15 protein-coding genes are annotated in these 18822 nt (G+C 37.6%); 11 read left to right on the top strand and 4 right to left on the bottom strand.

What is annotated here, in order from left to right; genetic code table 11:
- A partial coding sequence (locus tag OQH61_RS09255) for a hypothetical protein (RefSeq protein WP_266027146.1) occupies positions 1 to 1068 on the bottom strand: 1068 nt, incomplete at its 3' end.
- A 285-nt stretch (positions 1069 to 1353) separates the two neighbouring features.
- Between OQH61_RS09255 and OQH61_RS09250 the strand changes: the two genes are divergently transcribed.
- Positions 1354 to 2181 carry a cysteine ABC transporter substrate-binding protein gene (locus tag OQH61_RS09250; RefSeq protein ID WP_266027145.1) on the top strand — a complete coding sequence of 276 codons (828 nt, stop codon included), beginning with the start codon at positions 1354 to 1356 and terminating at the stop codon, positions 2179 to 2181.
- 31 nt (positions 2182 to 2212) lie between these two features.
- Here the strand turns inward: OQH61_RS09250 and msrA are convergent, their stop codons facing one another.
- Complete coding sequence (msrA, locus tag OQH61_RS09245) at positions 2213 to 2710, bottom strand: peptide-methionine (S)-S-oxide reductase MsrA (RefSeq protein ID WP_266027144.1); 498 nt, start codon at positions 2708 to 2710, stop codon at positions 2213 to 2215.
- Between the two features lie 83 nt (positions 2711 to 2793).
- Here msrA and selA point away from each other — a divergent pair, with 83 nt between their 5' ends.
- From selA to OQH61_RS09210, 7 genes are read left to right on the top strand one after another with little or no spacing between them, the layout of a single operon-like run.
- Complete coding sequence (gene selA, locus OQH61_RS09240; RefSeq protein WP_266027143.1) at positions 2794 to 4164, top strand: L-seryl-tRNA(Sec) selenium transferase; 1371 nt, start codon at positions 2794 to 2796, stop codon at positions 4162 to 4164.
- 9 nt (positions 4165 to 4173) lie between these two features.
- Positions 4174 to 6069, top strand: a complete 1896-nt coding sequence (selB, locus tag OQH61_RS09235; protein WP_266027142.1) for a selenocysteine-specific translation elongation factor — start codon at positions 4174 to 4176, stop codon at positions 6067 to 6069.
- 18 nt (positions 6070 to 6087) lie between these two features.
- On the top strand, positions 6088 to 7194 hold the full coding sequence (locus OQH61_RS09230; protein WP_266027141.1) for a cysteine desulfurase: 1107 nt from the start codon (positions 6088 to 6090) through the stop codon (positions 7192 to 7194).
- An 11-nt stretch (positions 7195 to 7205) separates the two neighbouring features.
- Positions 7206 to 8435: a molybdopterin molybdotransferase MoeA gene (locus OQH61_RS09225; RefSeq protein ID WP_266027140.1), complete on the top strand. Its 1230-nt coding sequence runs from the start codon at positions 7206 to 7208 to the stop codon at positions 8433 to 8435.
- A gap of 36 nt (positions 8436 to 8471) precedes the next feature.
- Positions 8472 to 8888 (top strand): universal stress protein, encoded by a 417-nt coding sequence (locus tag OQH61_RS09220; RefSeq protein ID WP_266027139.1) that lies wholly within the window; start codon positions 8472 to 8474, stop codon positions 8886 to 8888.
- Positions 8889 to 8897: 9 nt separating this feature from the next.
- The gene (gene traF, locus OQH61_RS09215) at positions 8898 to 10544 is read left to right on the top strand and encodes a conjugal transfer protein TraF (protein WP_266027138.1); all 1647 of its coding nucleotides are present in this window, start codon (positions 8898 to 8900) and stop codon (positions 10542 to 10544) included.
- Between the two features lie 3 nt (positions 10545 to 10547).
- Complete coding sequence (locus OQH61_RS09210; RefSeq protein WP_266027137.1) at positions 10548 to 12113, top strand: glycosyltransferase family 2 protein; 1566 nt, start codon at positions 10548 to 10550, stop codon at positions 12111 to 12113.
- A 2-nt stretch (positions 12114 to 12115) separates the two neighbouring features.
- On the opposite strand, the gene OQH61_RS09205 is transcribed toward OQH61_RS09210, so the two are convergent.
- Together OQH61_RS09205 and OQH61_RS09200 are read right to left on the bottom strand one after the other, a co-directional pair.
- Positions 12116 to 13147, bottom strand: a complete 1032-nt coding sequence (locus OQH61_RS09205; protein ID WP_266027136.1) for an ABC transporter substrate-binding protein — start codon at positions 13145 to 13147, stop codon at positions 12116 to 12118.
- Positions 13148 to 13149: 2 nt separating this feature from the next.
- On the bottom strand, positions 13150 to 14643 hold the full coding sequence (locus OQH61_RS09200) for a hypothetical protein (protein ID WP_266027135.1): 1494 nt from the start codon (positions 14641 to 14643) through the stop codon (positions 13150 to 13152).
- 101 nt (positions 14644 to 14744) lie between these two features.
- Here OQH61_RS09200 and OQH61_RS09195 point away from each other — a divergent pair, with 101 nt between their 5' ends.
- Genes OQH61_RS09195 through OQH61_RS09185 form a run of 3 tightly spaced genes read left to right on the top strand, consistent with a single transcriptional unit; the run spans position 14745 to position 18666 of the window.
- Positions 14745 to 16901 (top strand): TonB-dependent receptor, encoded by a 2157-nt coding sequence (locus tag OQH61_RS09195; RefSeq protein ID WP_266027134.1) that lies wholly within the window; start codon positions 14745 to 14747, stop codon positions 16899 to 16901.
- The gene (locus tag OQH61_RS09190) at positions 16901 to 17890 is read left to right on the top strand and encodes a FecCD family ABC transporter permease (protein ID WP_266027133.1); all 990 of its coding nucleotides are present in this window, start codon (positions 16901 to 16903) and stop codon (positions 17888 to 17890) included. The genes OQH61_RS09195 and OQH61_RS09190 overlap by 1 nt, the downstream gene beginning before the upstream one ends.
- A 2-nt stretch (positions 17891 to 17892) precedes the next feature.
- Entirely contained in the window at positions 17893 to 18666 is a 774-nt protein-coding gene (locus OQH61_RS09185) for an ABC transporter ATP-binding protein (RefSeq protein ID WP_266027132.1), read from the top strand.
- The last annotated feature ends 156 nt before the right edge of the window (positions 18667 to 18822 follow it).

Genomic DNA, 18822 nt, shown 5'->3' with positions numbered 1-18822 from the left:
AGTACGAAGTCTTTTAATAACATTTATTCTCATATAAAGCACAATAAATACTGCCGATATAAACAAACAAATTATAGCACCTACAACAAAAGACAAAGTAACTTTTTTAATTGGTTCATATACCGAATCACTCGGCGCACTCACAGAGATAGCATAACATACCTTATTATTTTCACCAATAGGAAAACTCACTATGCCTGAAATTGTATCCACTTTATAAATATTATTATATTCATAGACTCCTGATTCACAAGCACTTACATTTGAGGCGATGAGTTGAGCATCTTCGCCCATAATTAAATCAGATAAGTTTTTAAAAAGAATTTCTTTGTTGATATGTTGAACAATTCTAGCTTCATTATCTATAACCCAACGATAATCGTTTTTAAATACTGAAAATCTATCACCAAATAATTGCGCTCCCACCCAATCAAGATTAATGTTCATACCCACAACACCTTGTATGTTACCCTTACTATCAAACAAAGGCATAGCCATATCCAATACATTATATGATTGCCCTTTATATTCAATTTCGCGAGATTTACCAATAGATTCTTGACCATCTTTTAAAGCTTTTTGGACTGAACTAAGAGCAATTAAGGATTGATCAGCTGGCACAAATACTACGCCTCCTTCAGATTCTGGAATCTCATCAAAAGCGTATAAAATCATATCGCCATTAATAAGATTTTTGGCATCTATTTTGAAAGAGCTGAGTGCATTTTTTTTAATATAGACAAAACCATTTTCAAGCCATTGATTACTATCAAGCATATCTTCAATTCTATTTTTTATACGACGTTCAAAATCCATATCACTTGTTTCGTGAATAATCGCAGAGAGACTCTGCCTTGCAAAGTGAAGCGCAATGAAACACCCACTAATGCGTCCCTCATATTCATTTGCTATACGTTTAGCGGCATTAAAAACAAGTTTATCTGCATTTTCTTTTGATGAATCTGCTGTTTGCTTTATAAGCACACTTACCATAATAATCATACACAAACTAAAAATACCTAAAATACAAAGAACGATTTTTGTTCCAAGAGAAAATCTATTAAACATAATTAAATTGCCTTAATTTTTCATATATTTGATTATTTATTTTTATATCTATTAAATAAAGCCGAATGATACAAAAAAAAAAAAATAAAAATCAATAAAATTGCAAACAAAGAAAATTGTAAGATATTATGTTTCATTATGTGTATTTCATTTATTCATTAAGTCTCAATATAAAATCTATAACTTGAATCAATCATACCATTAAAGAATCTTTAATGGTATTTACTTCTATCATATTTTTTTGTGGCACAATATTTTTAGATTCATTTTAAAAAAGGAGTCAAAATGAAAAAATTGCTTTTAATGCTAATAAGTGCAGTATATATGATAGGATTTAGTGCGTGTGGAGATAATCAAAACACAGATACGCAAAAAAATGCCTTAGAAGAAATTAAGCAAAAAGGTGTTGTGCGCATAGGAGTTTTCAGCGATAAGCCACCTTTTGGTTTTATCAATGAAAAAGGGCAAAATGATGGTTTTGATGTTTATATTGCAAAACGTATTGCTAAAGATTTGCTCGGAGATGAAAATAAAGTTGAATTTGTGCTCACTGAAGCCGCCTCTCGCGTAGAGTTTTTACGCTCTAATAAAGTAGATATTATTATGGCAAACTTCACACAAACGCCTGAACGCGAAGCAGTAGTAGATTTTGCTAAACCCTATATGAAAGTAGCTCTTGGTGTCGTATCTCCAAATGGTGAGATTAAAAGCATTGATGAACTCAAAGGAAAAAAACTCATTGTCAATAAAGGCACGACAGCCGATGCGTTTTTTAGCAAAAACTACCCTGATATTGAATTGCTCAAATATGAACAAAATACTGAGGCTTTTCTCGCGCTCAAAGACAAAAGAGGTGATGCGTTGGCACACGATAATACTCTTTTACTCGCGTGGGCTCTGGAAAATGAGGGCTTTAGCGTGGGCATTCCCACACTTGGCGAAGAAGAAAACATTGCTCCAGCAATAAAAAAAGGAAATATTGAGCTTAAAAATTGGCTTGATAATGAAATCACAACACTTACTCACGAGGGCTTTATGAAAGAAGCTTATGAGGAAACGCTCGCTCCTATTTTTGGCGAAGAAAAAATGGATTCTGTTACTTTTGCACATTAATTGTTTGCACCACCTTGAAATGGGTGGGCAACTATCCCTCCCACTTTTGCAATGCTAATTGCGTATTGATATGACAATACCCTGATGGATTTTTCTCCAAATATTTTTGATGATATGATTCTGCAGGATAGAAATTTTGTAACGCTATAATCTCTGTAACCGCTTGTTTATGATGTTTTTGCTCCCAAAGTTTGAGGCATTCTTTAATAATACCCTCATCACTTTCTTGCACGAAATACACACCATTGCGATATTGCGTGCCAATGTCATTACCTTGAAAATTGAGTGCGCAAGGATTGATAATAGATAAAAATCGCCCTATAATCTCACGCAAGGGCAATATACTTTCATCATAATAGAGTTCCAAAGCCTCCGCTGCTCCACTATTACCGCTACACACAAACTCATAGCTTGGATTCTCAACTGCACTATTTGCATAACCTACCTGTGAGCAAAGTGTACCCTTAAGCTTATCAAAATAGCCTTGTATTCCCCAAAAACACCCTCCCGCAAGATAAATCACCGCCATATACTACCTCCAATTTTATAAGCACAAAAAAAGCCATTTTAGGATATAATCTTGCCTTTGCTGTTTATACAAAGGAGAAACAGGTGCAACATTTACTCAAATCTCTTCCAAAAGTTGATACTCTACTCACTCATAATGAGCTTAAGATGTTTCAAAAATCTACACTTTTGCCACTGATTCAATCGCATTTATCGCTACTGCGCGAAAAAATACTCTCAAATGCTTTTTCTCCCCAAGAGTTAGAATCTGCTATAAAAGATATTATCCCCACACTTAAAAGTAAGGCGCTAAAAGCAACTATGCCTACTCTTACGCGTGTGATTAATGCCACAGGAGTGATTGTGCAAACAAATCTTGGACGCAGTGTCTTTTCTTCAGAGATTCTAAATGAAATCACGCCTTTTTTACGCAGCTATCACACACTTGAATATGATTTAGCTCAAGGCAAACGAAGTGAGCGATATACACATACTACGCAGATTCTTTGTGATATGTTTGGCTGCGAAGATGCACTCTTAGTCAATAACAATGCTGCAGCTGTGCTTTTAATCCTCAATACCTTTGCTGCGCACAAAGAAGTGATTATTTCTCGTGGGGAGCTTGTAGAAATCGGTGGAAGTTTTAGAATCCCAGAAGTGATGAAAAGTGCTTCAAGCCTCCTTTGCGAAGTAGGCACGACAAATAAAACACATTTAAAAGATTATGAAAACGCCATTAACGAGCAAAGTGCGATGATTATGAAAGTCCATCAAAGCAATTTTAAGCAAATTGGTTTTGTAAAGCAATGCCACATCAAAGATATTATTCAGCTTTCGCGAAAACATCATCTTATTGATTATTTTGATTTGGGCAGCGGACACATAGGCGCATTACCTCTCGCAGACGAGCCAAGTGTGCGCGAAATTTATAAATATAAACCCTCACTCCTTAGCTTTAGTGGTGATAAATTGCTCGGTGGTCCTCAAGTAGGCATTATTATTGGTAAATCACAACTTATTGCACAATTAAAGCAAAATCAGCTCTTGCGCGCATTAAGAGTGGATAAATTTAGCATTCTTGCTCTTATGGCGACACTAAAAGCCTATCAAGACAAAGCGTATCATAAAATCCCAACTCTTACTATGCTCACCCTCACGCCTAAAGAATTAGAATCCAAAGCCAAAAACCTCAAAAAACGCATACTTGATTCAGAAATTGCTTCAGAACTTGAAATTGAAGTGATACCATTGCGCTCAATTGCAGGTGGAGGGAGTGTGCCACATTTATCTTTTGATTCGTTTGGGCTATGTTTGAGGGCAAAAAAACAAGAGGTAAAGTATTTTGAATCCGCCCTGCGCACTTTGGGATTAATAAGCTGCATACAAGGAAACCATATCCTCCTTGATGTGCGGACATTACTAGAGGGTGATGAGGAGCGCATTGTAGAGATTCTCACAAAAGTATTATCCTCATAAGGAGCAAATATGAGTGAGGAGCATAATGATATTATTGTTGGCTTAGCTGGACATATTGACCACGGCAAAACTACGCTCATAAAAGCACTTAATGGTTTTGATGGCGATAGTTTGAGCGAAGAGAAACAAAGAGGTATTACGCTTGATTTGAGTTTTTCTCACCTTCGCTTACCTACGCGTAATGTTGCATTCATTGATGTCCCCGGACATAATAAACTTGTAAAAAATATGATTGCAGGAGCATTTGGTATTGATGTGCTACTCCTTGTGATTGCTGCAAATGAGGGCATTATGCCACAAAGCCTAGAACATTTACGCATTGCAGATATGTTAGGTATCAGCTCTTGTATTTGTGTAATTACCAAAATTGATAAACTTGAAAATCCCCCTTTGGGGCTACCTCGCTTAGAATCTGATATTACTGCACTCTTTGAAACTTGCGATATGAAACTTTATGACATTATTGCTCTTAGTCTATGCTCATCTACAACGCCACTTACAAATTATGATAATTTAGCACAACTTGAGAGACTAAAAACAAGCCTAGATTCTATCCCTAAGCCTCAAAGAATAGATTTTGGTTTGTTTTTATATTATATTGATAGAAGTTTTAGTATCAAGGGTGCGGGCTGCGTGGTTACAGGCAGTGTTTTAAGTGGGCAATGTTGCATAGGAGACAAACTCTATGCCTATGATATAAAACAAGAAGTCGCTGTGCGCGGGATACAAATCCACGATAAAAATGCCACAAAAGCTACACCCTCGCATCGTGTCGCGCTCAATCTCTCTGGCATTAATCATCACCAACTCAAACGCGGCTTTCTACTCTCGCAAAAAGGATACTTGCGTGGCTTTGATAGTATTGATGTGGGAATCTTTGGCACACCTGCTCATAATGCCACCTATCAGCTCTATCTAGGAAGCGCAAAGCTCAATGCCAAAGCGCATATCATCAGTAAGCCAATTACTTCTCACGCCTTTGGTTCAAAGCCACTTACCCTCGCCACACTTAAATGCGATGAGCTTATATTTGGGGTATTCTCGCAACATTTTATTTTGCGCAATGATGAGGGTGCAGTGCTTGGTGGCATTATTTTAAATCCTATCATTGACCCCATAAAAAAACATCAACGCGTGCAACTCTTAGAATCTCTTTGCAACAAGCGCTTTGACAATGCTTTTAGCCTTCTTTGTGCTATCCATAAAAAAGGATTTGGACTTGTAAGTTCTACGCAAAGATTCTGTCTTAGCCATACTCAAAGTCTGCAAATTGCCTCTACTCTCCAAGATATTTTTATTGATGAAAAATCTCTTACGCTCTATCCTCTCTCGCAAATAGAATATCTTAAAACCCATATTTTGGAGATTTTCTCACACAACAAATCTGCTCTACTTTCAGCCCAAAGTCTCTGTGTAAAAATAAAATGGGCAAGTCTTGGGCTTTGTCAAAAAGCCCTTGATGAGCTTTTAAATGACAAACACATCAGATATAAAAATGGATTGTATCTCTCGCAATGGTGTCAGATTAAAGATATTAAAACCTATGTCCAAGAGCGCTTACTTGAGATTCTCACTCAAGCACATTACGCACCGCTTGCGCCTTACAACATTTATGAAGAACTTGATATTGACAAAAAAGTAGGCGATGATGCCCTCAAAGCCCTCACTCAAGCACACAAAGTCGTGCGTATCACACATAATCTCTTTATCACTTCTTCTGCGCTTAATGAGATAGTGAGCCTTATGCGTGAGATTATCCATACACATAGCTATGTTGATGTGAATCTCCTGCGAGAGCGCACAAACTTAAGTCGCAAATACCTTATTGGTTATTTAGAATATTTGGATAAATTTGATGATATTGAATGCAATGAAAACAAACGCTCCTTTAAATATCATACATAAGGCAGATTAAGGAAAATAATGAAAGAAGCAATACATCTTGATTTTTTAGCAAATGTTCCTTTAAATGCAGATGCTAATGCCCTACTTGCAGATACTTATCCTAATATAAATACACTTGATAGTGCTAATTTGCACACCTTAAAGGAAGATTCTCATAATCTTGCTTGTTTTTTTGGCAAAAGCCATTCTCACTCTTTTAATTATGGCAGTGGGGATTTTCTCTCACTCTTTAGCACACTTTTTGCACACCATTATCACATTGCCCTAGCCCCTAGTCTTCATCAGCAGAGCTTTTATGCAGCAGAGCTTTTTAAACACATTGCGCCACAAGGCTTATCATTTTTGCCACTTAATCAGCAAGGCATTATAGAATCTGCCCGACAAAATACGCAAAAAACTCAATATGTGTTTTTTATGCCTCTTATCAATCAAGATATTCTCTCGCATAATCCCATAGAATCTTTGATTGAGCAGATTCTATCTACTCACCCTCGCGCGCTTATTTTCATTGATATATCACTTTTTATAAGTACCCTTAGTCAAGAAAAATGCGCATTTTTGCGAAGTTTGCAAAATCCCCAAATAGTACTTTTATGCAATGGTGAATCTATTGCTTTAATGCGCCCAAGTGGCTTTATTGTGAGTGATTTTGATAAGCTTGATTCCATACATAAAGAAACATTAGAAGCATTTTTTAACACTACTCTTTTGCGCCCCCATCTTTTTAAAGCCGCGAATTACGCGCTTGAATGTATTGTATCTAGCCCACCAATCCAAGAGAGCAAACATATCTTTTTTGATTGTCTTAAAACTCATTTAGGCGAAAATATTTCGCTTTTTGCACCTCTTGAACTTACCGCCCAAAATGCTTTGCCTTTGCGCTTTAAGCATATCAAAGCACGACTTTTAATCCAAGCTTTAAGCATAGAGGGAATCTACGCTATCAATGGGCAAGATTGCTTATTTGGTAATGCTAAACCCTCCTTTGTGCTGCGCTCTATGGGTTATGATGAACCAAGCACGCGCGAATTATTGAGTGTGAGCTATATACATTTAGATTCTATAGAATCTACCGCTTACATACTTGCTCAAGCCTACACTCAACTACGACAATTCCATACTTAAAGGAGATTTGAATGACAACCTTTAATCAAGCATTGCAAATAGGCACTTCGTTGCCGCATACCACACGCATTCACACCTTGCCTCTTTTTGAATCTTGTGGCGCAATTCTTGCACAAGATATTATCGCTACACGCCCACTCCCTGCATTTGACAACTCTGCAATGGACGGCTATGCTATTAGAATGCAAGATTATGGCACACATTGTATATGCAATGGAAGTATTTTAGCAGGAGATGACAGCAGTGCGCTTATTCTTAGACAAGGACATACTTACAAGGTAATGACAGGTTCAATGCTCCCTCAAAACACCCAAGCAGTTGTGCAAATTGAATGGGTGCAAGAAAATGAAACAGGTGTGTATATTCCTGCACCAAATTGTAAGCAAAACCTCACTCAAGGACAAAATATCCGCCTTAAAGGTGAAGAAATCGCTCAAAATTCACTTCTTTTACAAAAAGGCAAGCGATTAAACCACCTTGATTTAAGCATCATTGCTTCACAAGGTATTGCTCAAGTGCAAAGTTTTGCGCCTTTACACATAGGAATTTACTCAAGCGGCGATGAAGTCATTGAACCACATCAAAATGCCAAAGCGCACCAAATTTACAACACAAATGCTACAAGCCTTTATAGCCTCCTTCAACAACGTGGCTTTAAGTGCGAGTACCGAGGTATCTTGCAAGATGACAAAAAAGCCCTTTGTGCGGCGATTGAGCAATTTCATCAATATGATGTGATTATCACAAGCGGAGGAGCAAGTGTGGGTGATGCAGATTTGATTAAAGAAGTTTTAAAAGCACAAGGAGCAAAAATGCTTTTTGATGGCATCAATGTCAAACCCGGACGCCACCTAGCACTTGCTACATTGGGAAAAACACTTATTATCTTACTGCCGGGTAATCCTCTAGCCCTACTTCTTCACTTACACACACTTATTTTGTCTATTTTAGAATCTCTGCAAGGGGCAAGTGCTTTCTTCCCTCAAAGCCTTACATTTAAGCTCAATGAGTCATTAAAACTCAAAGCCAATACAACTTCTATGATTCTAGGACGATGTGAAAACGAAACATTTTTTCCTCATAATGGTGGAAAAATCGGCTCAAGCTCACTTACGACTATGTGGCGAAACAATGCAATTGCACTCTTTGATAATGTGCAATCCCTGCCAAAAGGCACACCCATTAAGGTTATTTTATATAATGCCGATTTTTGTGATATAATAGACTTCCTTAACTATTGAGATAAACTCAACAAAATCTAAAACAAGGAGTGGATTATGACAAAGCTCTTATTTGGCGTGAGCGATACACAAGAATGTCGTAGAGCTATTCAGACTATTATCCGATTTTTTGGACATAGGGACGAAATTGAACTCACGCTTTTGCACGTAACACCAGAGATTGTTGTATATGCTGAAAGCGGAATTGTGGATTATGGTACGATTGAAAATATTGAAAATGAGAAGTCAAATACAATGCTTGATGAGTTTGAAGCAGAGTTTAATAAACAAGGCATTACTTGCCAAAAGATTCTAAAAACAGGTAATCCTATTGATGTTGTGCTTGAGATTGTGAATAATTACGACTTGCTTATCATTGGTGCGAGCGAATCTTCACTCTTGCATAGAATCTTTAACTCCCACCAAAACAGCTTTATTAACTCCTCTCCTATTCCTGTTTTAGTGGCAAAATAAGGAGATAATATGTGGGGGAAAAGATTTCTTGCTTTAGGAATGCTAAGTAGTTGCTTCTACAATTCGCTTGAAGCATTAGAGTTTGGCTCTATGGGGAATACTTCTGCGGCAATGGGTGGAGCAGGAGTTGCATTGAAACATTCTGCTTGGGGATTATATTATAATCCTGCGCTTCTTAGCTCTGACCCACGCGTAAAAATGGGCTATTCTCTAGGTATTGGTTTAAAAGAGCAAAATCTCGCTAAACTTGCTAAGATTGATATTAACAATATGGCAGACACTGCTGAGCGGCTTGTAAGCACTTTTGCAAGCAATAGTGGAGCAAGTGTGGGCGAGGTTACAAATGTCGTTGAAAATGCGCTTAAATCTGTGCTTGGGCAATCTGCAAGCGGCAATGTTGCGCAAGATTTACAAACCTATCTACAAAACCATCAAGGCGGTAATTATAGCGACTTAATCACTGCCGTATTAACACAAGTGCAAGGAAGTACTGCGCTTAATAATGAACAAAAAAACTTATTGAGCCATATCGCAGGAAGCATTGATTATGGCACACTTGATTTTAGCCAAGCTGGAGGAATGGGGAGTGTTGCAGCTGGACTTTTACAAGGTATTACTATTGCTAAAGGTGGCGATAAAGGACTTGATAAAGCCGTAAATGATATTAGTGCCGTGCAAGATATACTTAAAGATAATAATCTCAATGTTGTTAGTCAAGATGGCGTAGTGTTACAAATTTCTACCAAAACAATGAATGAAAAGCTTGGCTCACTTGGCGTAGCGCTTTTTGCTTCTGTATATTCAAGTATGTCTATTAAAGCCGATGCTTCTCGTATGCGACTTATTATTGATGGTGGCAATAATAGCTTCTATGAGCTCGTAGATAATGGTGATAGCTTCAGTTATAAACCCTCAAATCAAAAGGACTATAACTCCTATTCACTCATTGCTTCACTAGAAGATGGGAGCAATGCACATAAACTTATCGCTACAAGCTTTGTGCTTACTGAACTGCCTGTGGGCTATGCACGCACTTTTTATCTTAAAAATGGCAATCTCAATATTGGACTAGCAGGTAAATTTATGAGTGCTATGAGCACCCAAAGAGAAATGGGAATCAGAACAAATATGGATTTTAAAAAAGAACTCACCGACTTTGCTTCACTTGATGGTGCTATCTCTTCAAATAGTTTTGGTATTGATGTGGGTGCGCTTTATGAAGTTGATTTCCCCGAGTTTCGCTATCTCACCTTTGGACTTGTGGCAAAAAATATCAACTCTCCAAGTTTCCAATCCACATTTTCAGACATCACTATCAAGCCACAATACAGAGCAGGGATTGGCTATAATACAAAAAGATTTAACCTTGCTTTTGATGCGGATTTAACTCCAAATGACCTCATTGCTTTTAGCAATATCAAGCAACAAAGTCAAATGATTGGTGGCGGGGTTGCCTTTGATTTTAAGGCTATTGATGTGCGTGTAGGTGCGATGAAAGATTTGCGCCAAGACACAGGACTCATACTTACAGGGGGGCTTAATGTGCTTGGATTCCTTGATATTGCCTTGCAGACAAGCACGAAATTCACTCGCGTAGAGAATATCCCTATCCCGCAATACCTTAATATTCGCGTAGGTGGAAGCTTGAGCTTTTAATAAATGAGTCTTCCCATAAGCGTTACAATCCTTGTCAAAAATGCACAAGAGACAATGAGAGAGTGTTTAGAATCTCTACAAAGTTTTGATGAAATTATCCTGCTTGATAATGGCAGCACTGATGATACTCTCTCTATTGCTCAAAGCTTTAGCAATGTCAAAATATATGAAAGTGAATTTATTGGCTTTGGGGCTTTAAAAAACTTAGCGATAAGCTATGCAAAACACGATTGGATTTTGAGCATTGATTCTGATGAAGTGTTAGAATCCGATACACTCGCACTCATAGAATCTTTAACATTAGATTCCCATACTATCTATGCTTTGCCTCGTAAAAATCTCTATAATGGGGAATGGATAAAGGCGTGTGGGTGGTATCCAGACTATGTTTGGCGGCTTTTTAATAAAACTTTCACGCGCTTTAATGATAATTTTGTTCATGAGAGCGTGATAATCCCCAAAAATGCGCATAAACTCAAACTCTCAAGCGGCATAAAACATTATGCTTATGACAATATCGCACACTTACTTGAAAAACTCCAACGATACTCTAGCCTATGGGCAGAGCAAAATACCCATAAGCATTCAAGCCCATTTAAAGCGCTCACGCACGGATTTTGGACTTTTTTGAGGGATTATTTTCTCAAAAAAGGCATTTTTTATGGTTATAAAGGTTTTGTGATTAGTCTCTGTAATGGACTTGGCACTTTTTTTAAATATATGAAGCTTTATGAGCTACAAAGCACGACCCCCCCCCGAGTATCTTCGCTTATCATCACTACTTATAATCAAAAAGAAAGATTAGCCCTCGTGCTTGATTCTGTGAAAAATCTTGCGTTTTTGCCCAATGAAGTGCTTATCGCCGATGATGGCAGCACAAAAGACACAAAAGAGCTGATACAATCCTATCAAACGCATTTTCCCTGCCCCTTAAGGCATATTTGGCACGAGGACAAAGGCTTTCGTCTAAGCAGTATTCGTAACCTTGCTATCAAAGAAGCACAAGGAGAGTATATTATTATCATTGACGGAGATATGATTTTAGATGCGCATTTTATTAAAGACCATTTGCGCTATGCAAAAAAGAATGTATTTTTGCAAGGCTCTCGTGTCATATTAGATAGCAAGAGGACACAGAATATTATGGAATCTCGGGAAGAAAATGCCTTTAGACTAGCCTTTAAACAAGGTGGATTTAAGGCAAAACGAAGTGCCTTGCTCTGCTCATTGATTTTTGCCACCTCTAAGATTACTGCTACTTTTTTTGATAAAAAAGATTTGATTAAAGGCATTCGCGGGTGCAATATGAGCTTTTATAAAGCTGATTGCATAAATATTAATGGCTTCAATGAAGCATTTATCGGCTGGGGGAGAGAAGATTCTGAATTTGTCGCGAGATTTTTATTTAATGGCGGAGAGTTGCGGCGATTAAAGTTTGGTGGCGTTGCTTATCATCTCTATCACCCTGAAAATCCGCGCACAATGCTAGAATCTAATCACAACATCTACTTGCAAACTCTCATAAACAAAAGTCGCTATTGCGAGCAAGGCATAGAATCTACGAGGTAACCCTACTTTATTTTCCCTGCCTCTTTTGATGGGGTAAATATCTGCACAATCTGTGTTTGAGTTAAATCTAACCCAAAATATTGCTTATAAAATGCTTGACTAAAGCCCAAAAGGGCTCTTTCATCAGCATATTGAGGATAATTATGCTCATAGAGCCACTTGAGCAAAATAGGCAAATCTACACTTGGCGCAAAAGGGCGGTACGAGCCTAAAGGAAATTTATATACTCTTTTATTCTTAATAGCTTGAATGCCTTTCCATAAAGGAGCGTTAAGCAAATCCTCTGGCATAAGGGTATTAAAATTATTAATATAAATAATATCCGGATTAAGCCTATAAATTTCTTCAAGGCTGATTTTGGCAACACTCTTGCTTGTAATCACATTTTGCGCTCCACTTTTTTGCAATAAATAATCAGCAAAAATCCCACCAACAGATAAAGATTTCTCATTATCAAAATAATGAATAATCAGTGCCTTTGGCTTTTGGGTTTGCTTTTTAGCCGATTCTATCTCTTTTTCTACCTTTTTGGCAAAATCCAAAAACACCTGTGCTTCCTTTTGTCTATCCAAAATAGGGGCAATGAGGTCAATCCAACCCTTCAGCGTCTCATAAGAATCATAATGCCATTTATTCACGCTCACTTCAATGGTGGGGATAGCAGTCTTTTTCATCGCTTCACAGAGTTTGATATTGGCACTATGGCAGATAAACAAATCTGGCTTTAATTTTAGAAGTTCCTCAATATTTTCACTTTCTCCAATGTGAATCTTATCTATATCGGGGAATGCCTCACGCATAAAAGAATGTTCAATCGCACTCTTACTTGAGCTTGGCATATACACAAGATTTTTCGTGCTACCCTCAAGCATTATAAGCACAGAGGGGAATGGCCACATACCCCCTGCTACAACAATGCGTTTGGGCTTTTGATGGATAGTCGTGCTATATCCTTTCTCATCTGTGTAATAAATAGGAAATGGCGCGCTCAAAGTGAAAGCACAAACAATCGCGCTTAAGAGTAAGCTTTTCATATTTATCCTTTATTTTTTGCACTTTGCATTATGTCCTCTTCTACCCACTGCATAAAGGTATCAAAAAATGGCTCTGTTGTTGGCATAAAGCCCTGTCCTAAATGAAATTCAGGGTCAAGTGAAGTTACATAGAGATTGCCTTTGAAGCTATTATCTTTATAAATGATACTCTCATCAAGCTCATTTACAAGAATCTTTGTTGCATTGCTTGGTGGATAAAACGCTCCGTGATAGTGCCATTTTGCAGTGCTTACTTCCATTTTGCTAAAAAGACCGCTTTTGGTGCGCCCCTCTTGTTTGCTTCCATCAGATTCTAAAGCATATAAGGGCATATCCGCCCCTTGTATAAGCCACCACCAAAAATTCACAGGATAATCTTTCCATACGATATTAGGGAGATAATCCTTCTCAATCTCGCCAAAAGAGATAATATGCCCGCCACTTTGAAGGTAATCAATAAATTTTTGTTTATGTGGCATAAGATACGCACTATTAAGCCTTGAGGCAAGAACAATATAATCAAAGTCTTGAAAATGTATAGAATCTATATCTAAAAAATGATAGCGATGTGAGAAAAAGTGTGCATATTTTGCATTTTTGTTACTAAAAAAATGTGCATTAAAGGAACTCCCGCCTGTAATAATGGCATTTTTTAATAAAGGGTTTGAAAGATTCTGTTTGCTCTTATCAGATATGAAATCTAAAAAGCTTAACTCTCTATATGAGGTAGAATTAGACGGAGTAGGATTAGGCAAAGAAGAAGCTTTCTCTCGCAATGCTTTATAATCTTTGCTCTGTAATTGATTTGATAGCCATTTAAGGAGATTTAGACCCATTTTTCTTGCGCTTGTATTATCAAATAGTCCAAACCCTAGCAAATCCGCATTAGCTGTTGAAAGGATAATACCATTTGTAGAATCTCTATCAATATATCCCACACATTGCCCCTCACTATCTTCTAAAAATATTTCGACACCTTGAGGCAAAAGAGTTTTATCAAAATATCCTCTATTAAAAAATCCTTTTACACCGCGCCTATAATTAATATCATATTCCCTCACACCATCAAAAATAACTTTTGCTGCATCGCTTGAGGTAATTTGAATGACTCTCTCCTTTATGGGCACAAGAGATTGAATATAGCCACTGCTAAAGGGTAAAATCTGCATATAATCACTCATAAAGCTAAGCACTACTCCACCATTGTGCAAATAGTGCAAAATCTTATCTTTAAAATATGAAAGATACACCTCATCAATGCCCATAGGCAATACCACTGCGCAAAAATCCTCTAAGACAATGGATTCAAATTCCTCATACAAATTGATATACTGCAAAATATGCTTATACAAAAAATGTCCCCCTACACTATTCATACTTAAAGTTCCTGTATCAATATAGGCAATTTTGCCAAACGCTTCTAAATCTTTATATTGATAAAGATTCTCTAAATTAATACTTTCTTTAGCATTATGCCCTACTTGATTCTTACTCATTTACTCTCCTTTATGTAATTTTTTGAATATTCAAATTATATTGAATATTTTAGAAAAAAACAATATAATAATCATTACTAATTTAAAAAAAGAGATGGATAATGAAATATCATTATAATATACTTTGCTTACCGCTTATTTGTGTAAATATTGCTTATGCTGAAATAGGGGCAAATAGCCAAAGCGCAGAAAAAGATAAAGTTAGGCTTGAAAAATCAGTAGTTACTGCTCAAGCTGCTATGAGTGAGATTCCTATTGAATTACAAAGTAAGCAAATCAGTGTTATTGATAATGCTTCTTTATTGCATAAAAGCACAGGCAATATTCAAAGCATTTTAGAATCTGCGCCGGGCATTGTATATTCGCGTTCAGGTGGTGTCAATGGGCAAATCACATTTCGCGGACAAAATAGCAATCTCCAAAGGTCAATCGTAATGATTGATGGTGTGCGCTATTCTGGACGTTCAACTTTGGAATTTAATGCCTTGGACCCATATCAATTTGAAAGTGTAGAAATCTTACGCGGAGCTGGAAGCTCACTATGGGGGAGTGATGCGCAAAATGGCGTGATTAATTTTCGCTCTCGCACATCAACATACAATAGAGCTGGGCAGTCTTTTGAAGCCACTGCAAGGATTCGTGCCTTGGAATATGGCAGTGTTAATAATCTCTTTAGCGGTAGGGCAGAAGTGCTAGGCGGTGGAGGTGGTTGGGATATGCTTATTGGCTTTAGTGCGAAGAGCGCAGGAGATTATAGCACACCCATAAAAGAAAATGGCAGCAACAAAGCCAAAAACTCTAACTTCAACTACTATGGCATAGATTTTAATATCGGTTATAGCAAAGATTCCACTCGTTATTATACACAAGGGCGACTTACTAGAGTAGAATCTCATCGTGCCGGAGGTTTGGGAGCAGCTCCGGGCTCAAGCCATAAAATCTTTATGAGCGAAAATCCTATCAGCGAATATTATTTGCGAGTAGGCTTGCAAAATCAAACCTTAGCTTTTGCAGATTCTATGGAGAGCTATCTTTATTATCGGCATTGGGATACAGATATATGGAATAATCGCTTAGCTTTTAATAATGTCAATATCAATCAAAAAGTCTATGATAATAATTATTTTGGGGGAAGATTAATCTATACTTCTATAATTGGCAAACATAATTTAGCCTATGGTGCAGAGTTTGAAAGCTCCATATCGCCAAAAGCTGTGCAACAGATTAATCTTGTTAATAACACCACAAATACAACTAATCGCCCACATTCAAGCACAGATTTTGCAGCTTTTATCAAAGATGATTTTAACGCTTCGCAAAGCTGGTATCTCTCTGCTTCATTACGAGGGGATTATGTGCTTACAACTATTTCTAAAACCCGCTCAAGCACAGAATTAAATAATAGCTCTAACTCTATTTCCGCAGAATCTTCAAAACTCTTAGACGATAATAGCATTATTCACAATGGTGCAATCACAGGAGCTTTAGGTTCTGTGTATTTCCTCAATGATTATATAAGCAATGTGATAAATCTAAGCCATAACTTCAAAGCCCCTTCAGCTGGAACTCGTATGCAAACTACACCTAGCGGGAGTTCTACACTTACAATAGCCAACCCACTCATTAAACCCGAATATTCACAAACTGCAGAATTTGGCTTTAGAATCCAAAGTGAAAATCACTTCGCTTCACTGACAGGATTCTACACATACTATACAAATATGTTGGCTTTAAGCTCCTATCAAAATGCAACAATTAACCAAAATCACTTATACCGATATGAAAATATAGGCAAAGCAATGATTGCAGGAGCAGAATTAGAGGGCAAGCATAGCTTTTTTGATGAGAGGGTTACCATACACTATGTAGGAGCATATAATTATGGGCAAAATCTCACTGATGATAAGCCTATTGCTTATCTTGCGCCACTTTATGGTCAGGTTTCCTTAGGGCTTAACTTTCACAAATGGTATTTCAATCTCACGCAAAGGGCTTATGGCGCAAAAAATCGTATTGATTCTACTGAAGAGCGCAAAATACCAGCCTACACGATGACAGATATAATCTTAGGCTTAAAGCTAGGAGGCTTTACAAGCACATTGCAAGATATGGAGCTACTCATCGGCGCAAGCAATCTCTTTAATGTAGTGGGCAGAAATCCTGTAACCGCAGAAAATATCTCTATGGCTAGAACATTGAGCAATCCGCTTGTTGAGCCGGGCAGAAATATTTTTGTCAAATATGTATGGAATTATTAATGACATCTTTTAAAAGTGCAAGTATTTATATTGTAGCGTTGAGTGCTGTGCTGCTATGTGCCATTTTTTCTTTGAGTGTAGGTCGCTATACTCTTTCTATTGGCGAAGTTATCGCTTCGCTTATGGGAGAGGGAGATGAGATACAAACACACATTATCTTTTCTTTTCGTCTGCCGCGAGTGCTTTTAGCCATTGTAGTAGGAGCGGGATTAAGCGTAGCAGGAGTGGCATTTCAAAGTCTATTTCGCAATCCCCTTGCCACGCCCGATATTTTAGGCGTTACAAGCGGGGCAAGTTTTGGGGCTGTGTTAGGACTGCTTTTGGGATTGAGTATGAGCTATATTGGTATTATAGGCTTTATGTGTGGCATTGCCTCGCTCGCGCTTGTCGTGCTTATAGGTTATAATAAACATATACCCTATGAAACTACCACGATGATTCTAAGTGGTGTCATCATAAGCGCATTCTTTCAAAGCCTCATTGGTATTGTAAAATACATTGCTGACCCGCAAGATACGCTCCCCACGATTACCTATTGGCTTTTAGGCTCATTAGATGTAAATGTTCAGGCACACACGCTTTTTAGCGCATTAGGGATTCTCTTAGGTATGCTTATTCTCTTTATTGTGCGTTGGAAATGTAATGCGCTTATGCTGCCTGATGATGAAGCCAAAAGCTTAGGCATAAATCTCAATAGCTTGCGTTGTGCAGTGATTTTTGCAAGCACAATGATTGTAACGTGTGCAGTGAGCATATGCGGTGTGATTGGTTGGATAGGATTACTCGTGCCACATATTGCGAGATTACTTATAGGGAATGAAAATTCAAAGCTTATTCCTCTAAGCATTATCATCGGGGCTTTGTTCTTATTGCTCATTGATACCCTCTCACGCACACTCTCAAGTGAGCAAATCCCTATTTCAATTCTTACTTCGCTTGTTGGTGTGCCATTTTTTATTTATATCTTACGCAAAAATGCGAGGAGGTAGATATGCTTCACATACAAAATGCAACATTTGCTAGAAAATCTTGTGAGATTCTCAAAAATATCTCTTTACACATTTCAGAGGGCGAAATTTTAAGTATTTTAGGACGCAATGGCGCAGGTAAAACGACCTTGATTAAATGTATCGTGGGATTATTACAATGGAATAAGGGTGAGAGCAAACTTTTTGACAAACCGCTCAAAGCCTACACGCATAAACACATATGGCAACTTATCTCTTATGTGCCTCAAGCAAAGGCACATATTTTTGATATTAATGTGCTTGATATGGTTTTGCTCGGCTTAAATCCTTTTGTGATGACAAAGCCACAAGCAGCACATTTAGAGCTAGCCAAAAATACTTTGGAATCCCTATCTCTCACGCATTTACTAGATAAAACTTGCTTTGAATTAAGTGGAGGGGAGCTTCAAATGGTGCTTTTTGCACGAGCATTAGTCAAAAAACCAAAGATTCTTATACTTGATGAGCCAGAATCTAACCTTGATTTTGCGAATCAAAAAATCATACTTGAAACGCTTAAAAAACTCTCCCAACAAGGCTGTGCAATTATCTTAAATACGCATTTTCCCGCACACGCTGCCTATCTTTCACATAAAGCCCTTTTGCTTTATAAGATGAGCTCATCTTTTACATCACACTCTAATGCCCTCTTTGGTAACGCACAAAACATACTCACACAAGAGCATTTAAGCGCACTTTATAATGTTCCTGTGTGTATGGATTCAAATGCCCATAAAGAATATGTGCTTAGAATCTAATAAATGCTAAACCCACTAATTTAAATCAATCACAAGCCTTTTAAGCCCTACTGCTTCAAGTCTTCATAATCTTTCATATGCTCATCTTGACCCACAATGCGCTTCCTTTCATTTAAAAAGGTTGTATCCTCACTTAAAATACTCCTCCTCTCCTCG

The sequence above is a fragment of the Helicobacter sp. MIT 21-1697 genome, assembly GCF_026241255.1.
In the GTDB taxonomy this organism is placed as follows: domain Bacteria; phylum Campylobacterota; class Campylobacteria; order Campylobacterales; family Helicobacteraceae; genus Helicobacter_C.
Note: the sequence above shows the minus strand (reverse complement) of the source record. Positions and strands in the feature narration are given on the sequence as shown.

Excerpts from the sequence above, each read along its gene's own strand:
- OQH61_RS09250 (WP_266027145.1), top strand. The coding sequence starts at position 1,354 with ATGAAAAAATTGCTTTTAATGCTAATAAGTGCAGTATATATGATAGGA.
- msrA (WP_266027144.1), bottom strand. The coding sequence starts at position 2,710 with ATGGCGGTGATTTATCTTGCGGGAGGGTGTTTTTGGGGAATACAAGGC.
- selB (WP_266027142.1), top strand. The coding sequence starts at position 4,174 with ATGAGTGAGGAGCATAATGATATTATTGTTGGCTTAGCTGGACATATT.
- OQH61_RS09230 (WP_266027141.1), top strand. The coding sequence starts at position 6,088 with ATGAAAGAAGCAATACATCTTGATTTTTTAGCAAATGTTCCTTTAAAT.
- OQH61_RS09225 (WP_266027140.1), top strand. The coding sequence starts at position 7,206 with ATGACAACCTTTAATCAAGCATTGCAAATAGGCACTTCGTTGCCGCAT.
- OQH61_RS09220 (WP_266027139.1), top strand. The coding sequence starts at position 8,472 with ATGACAAAGCTCTTATTTGGCGTGAGCGATACACAAGAATGTCGTAGA.
- traF (WP_266027138.1), top strand. The coding sequence starts at position 8,898 with ATGTGGGGGAAAAGATTTCTTGCTTTAGGAATGCTAAGTAGTTGCTTC.
- OQH61_RS09210 (WP_266027137.1), top strand. The coding sequence starts at position 10,548 with ATGAGTCTTCCCATAAGCGTTACAATCCTTGTCAAAAATGCACAAGAG.
- OQH61_RS09205 (WP_266027136.1), bottom strand. The coding sequence starts at position 13,147 with ATGAAAAGCTTACTCTTAAGCGCGATTGTTTGTGCTTTCACTTTGAGC.
- OQH61_RS09200 (WP_266027135.1), bottom strand. The coding sequence starts at position 14,643 with ATGAGTAAGAATCAAGTAGGGCATAATGCTAAAGAAAGTATTAATTTA.
- OQH61_RS09195 (WP_266027134.1), top strand. The coding sequence starts at position 14,745 with ATGAAATATCATTATAATATACTTTGCTTACCGCTTATTTGTGTAAAT.
- OQH61_RS09190 (WP_266027133.1), top strand. The coding sequence starts at position 16,901 with ATGACATCTTTTAAAAGTGCAAGTATTTATATTGTAGCGTTGAGTGCT.
- OQH61_RS09185 (WP_266027132.1), top strand. The coding sequence starts at position 17,893 with ATGCTTCACATACAAAATGCAACATTTGCTAGAAAATCTTGTGAGATT.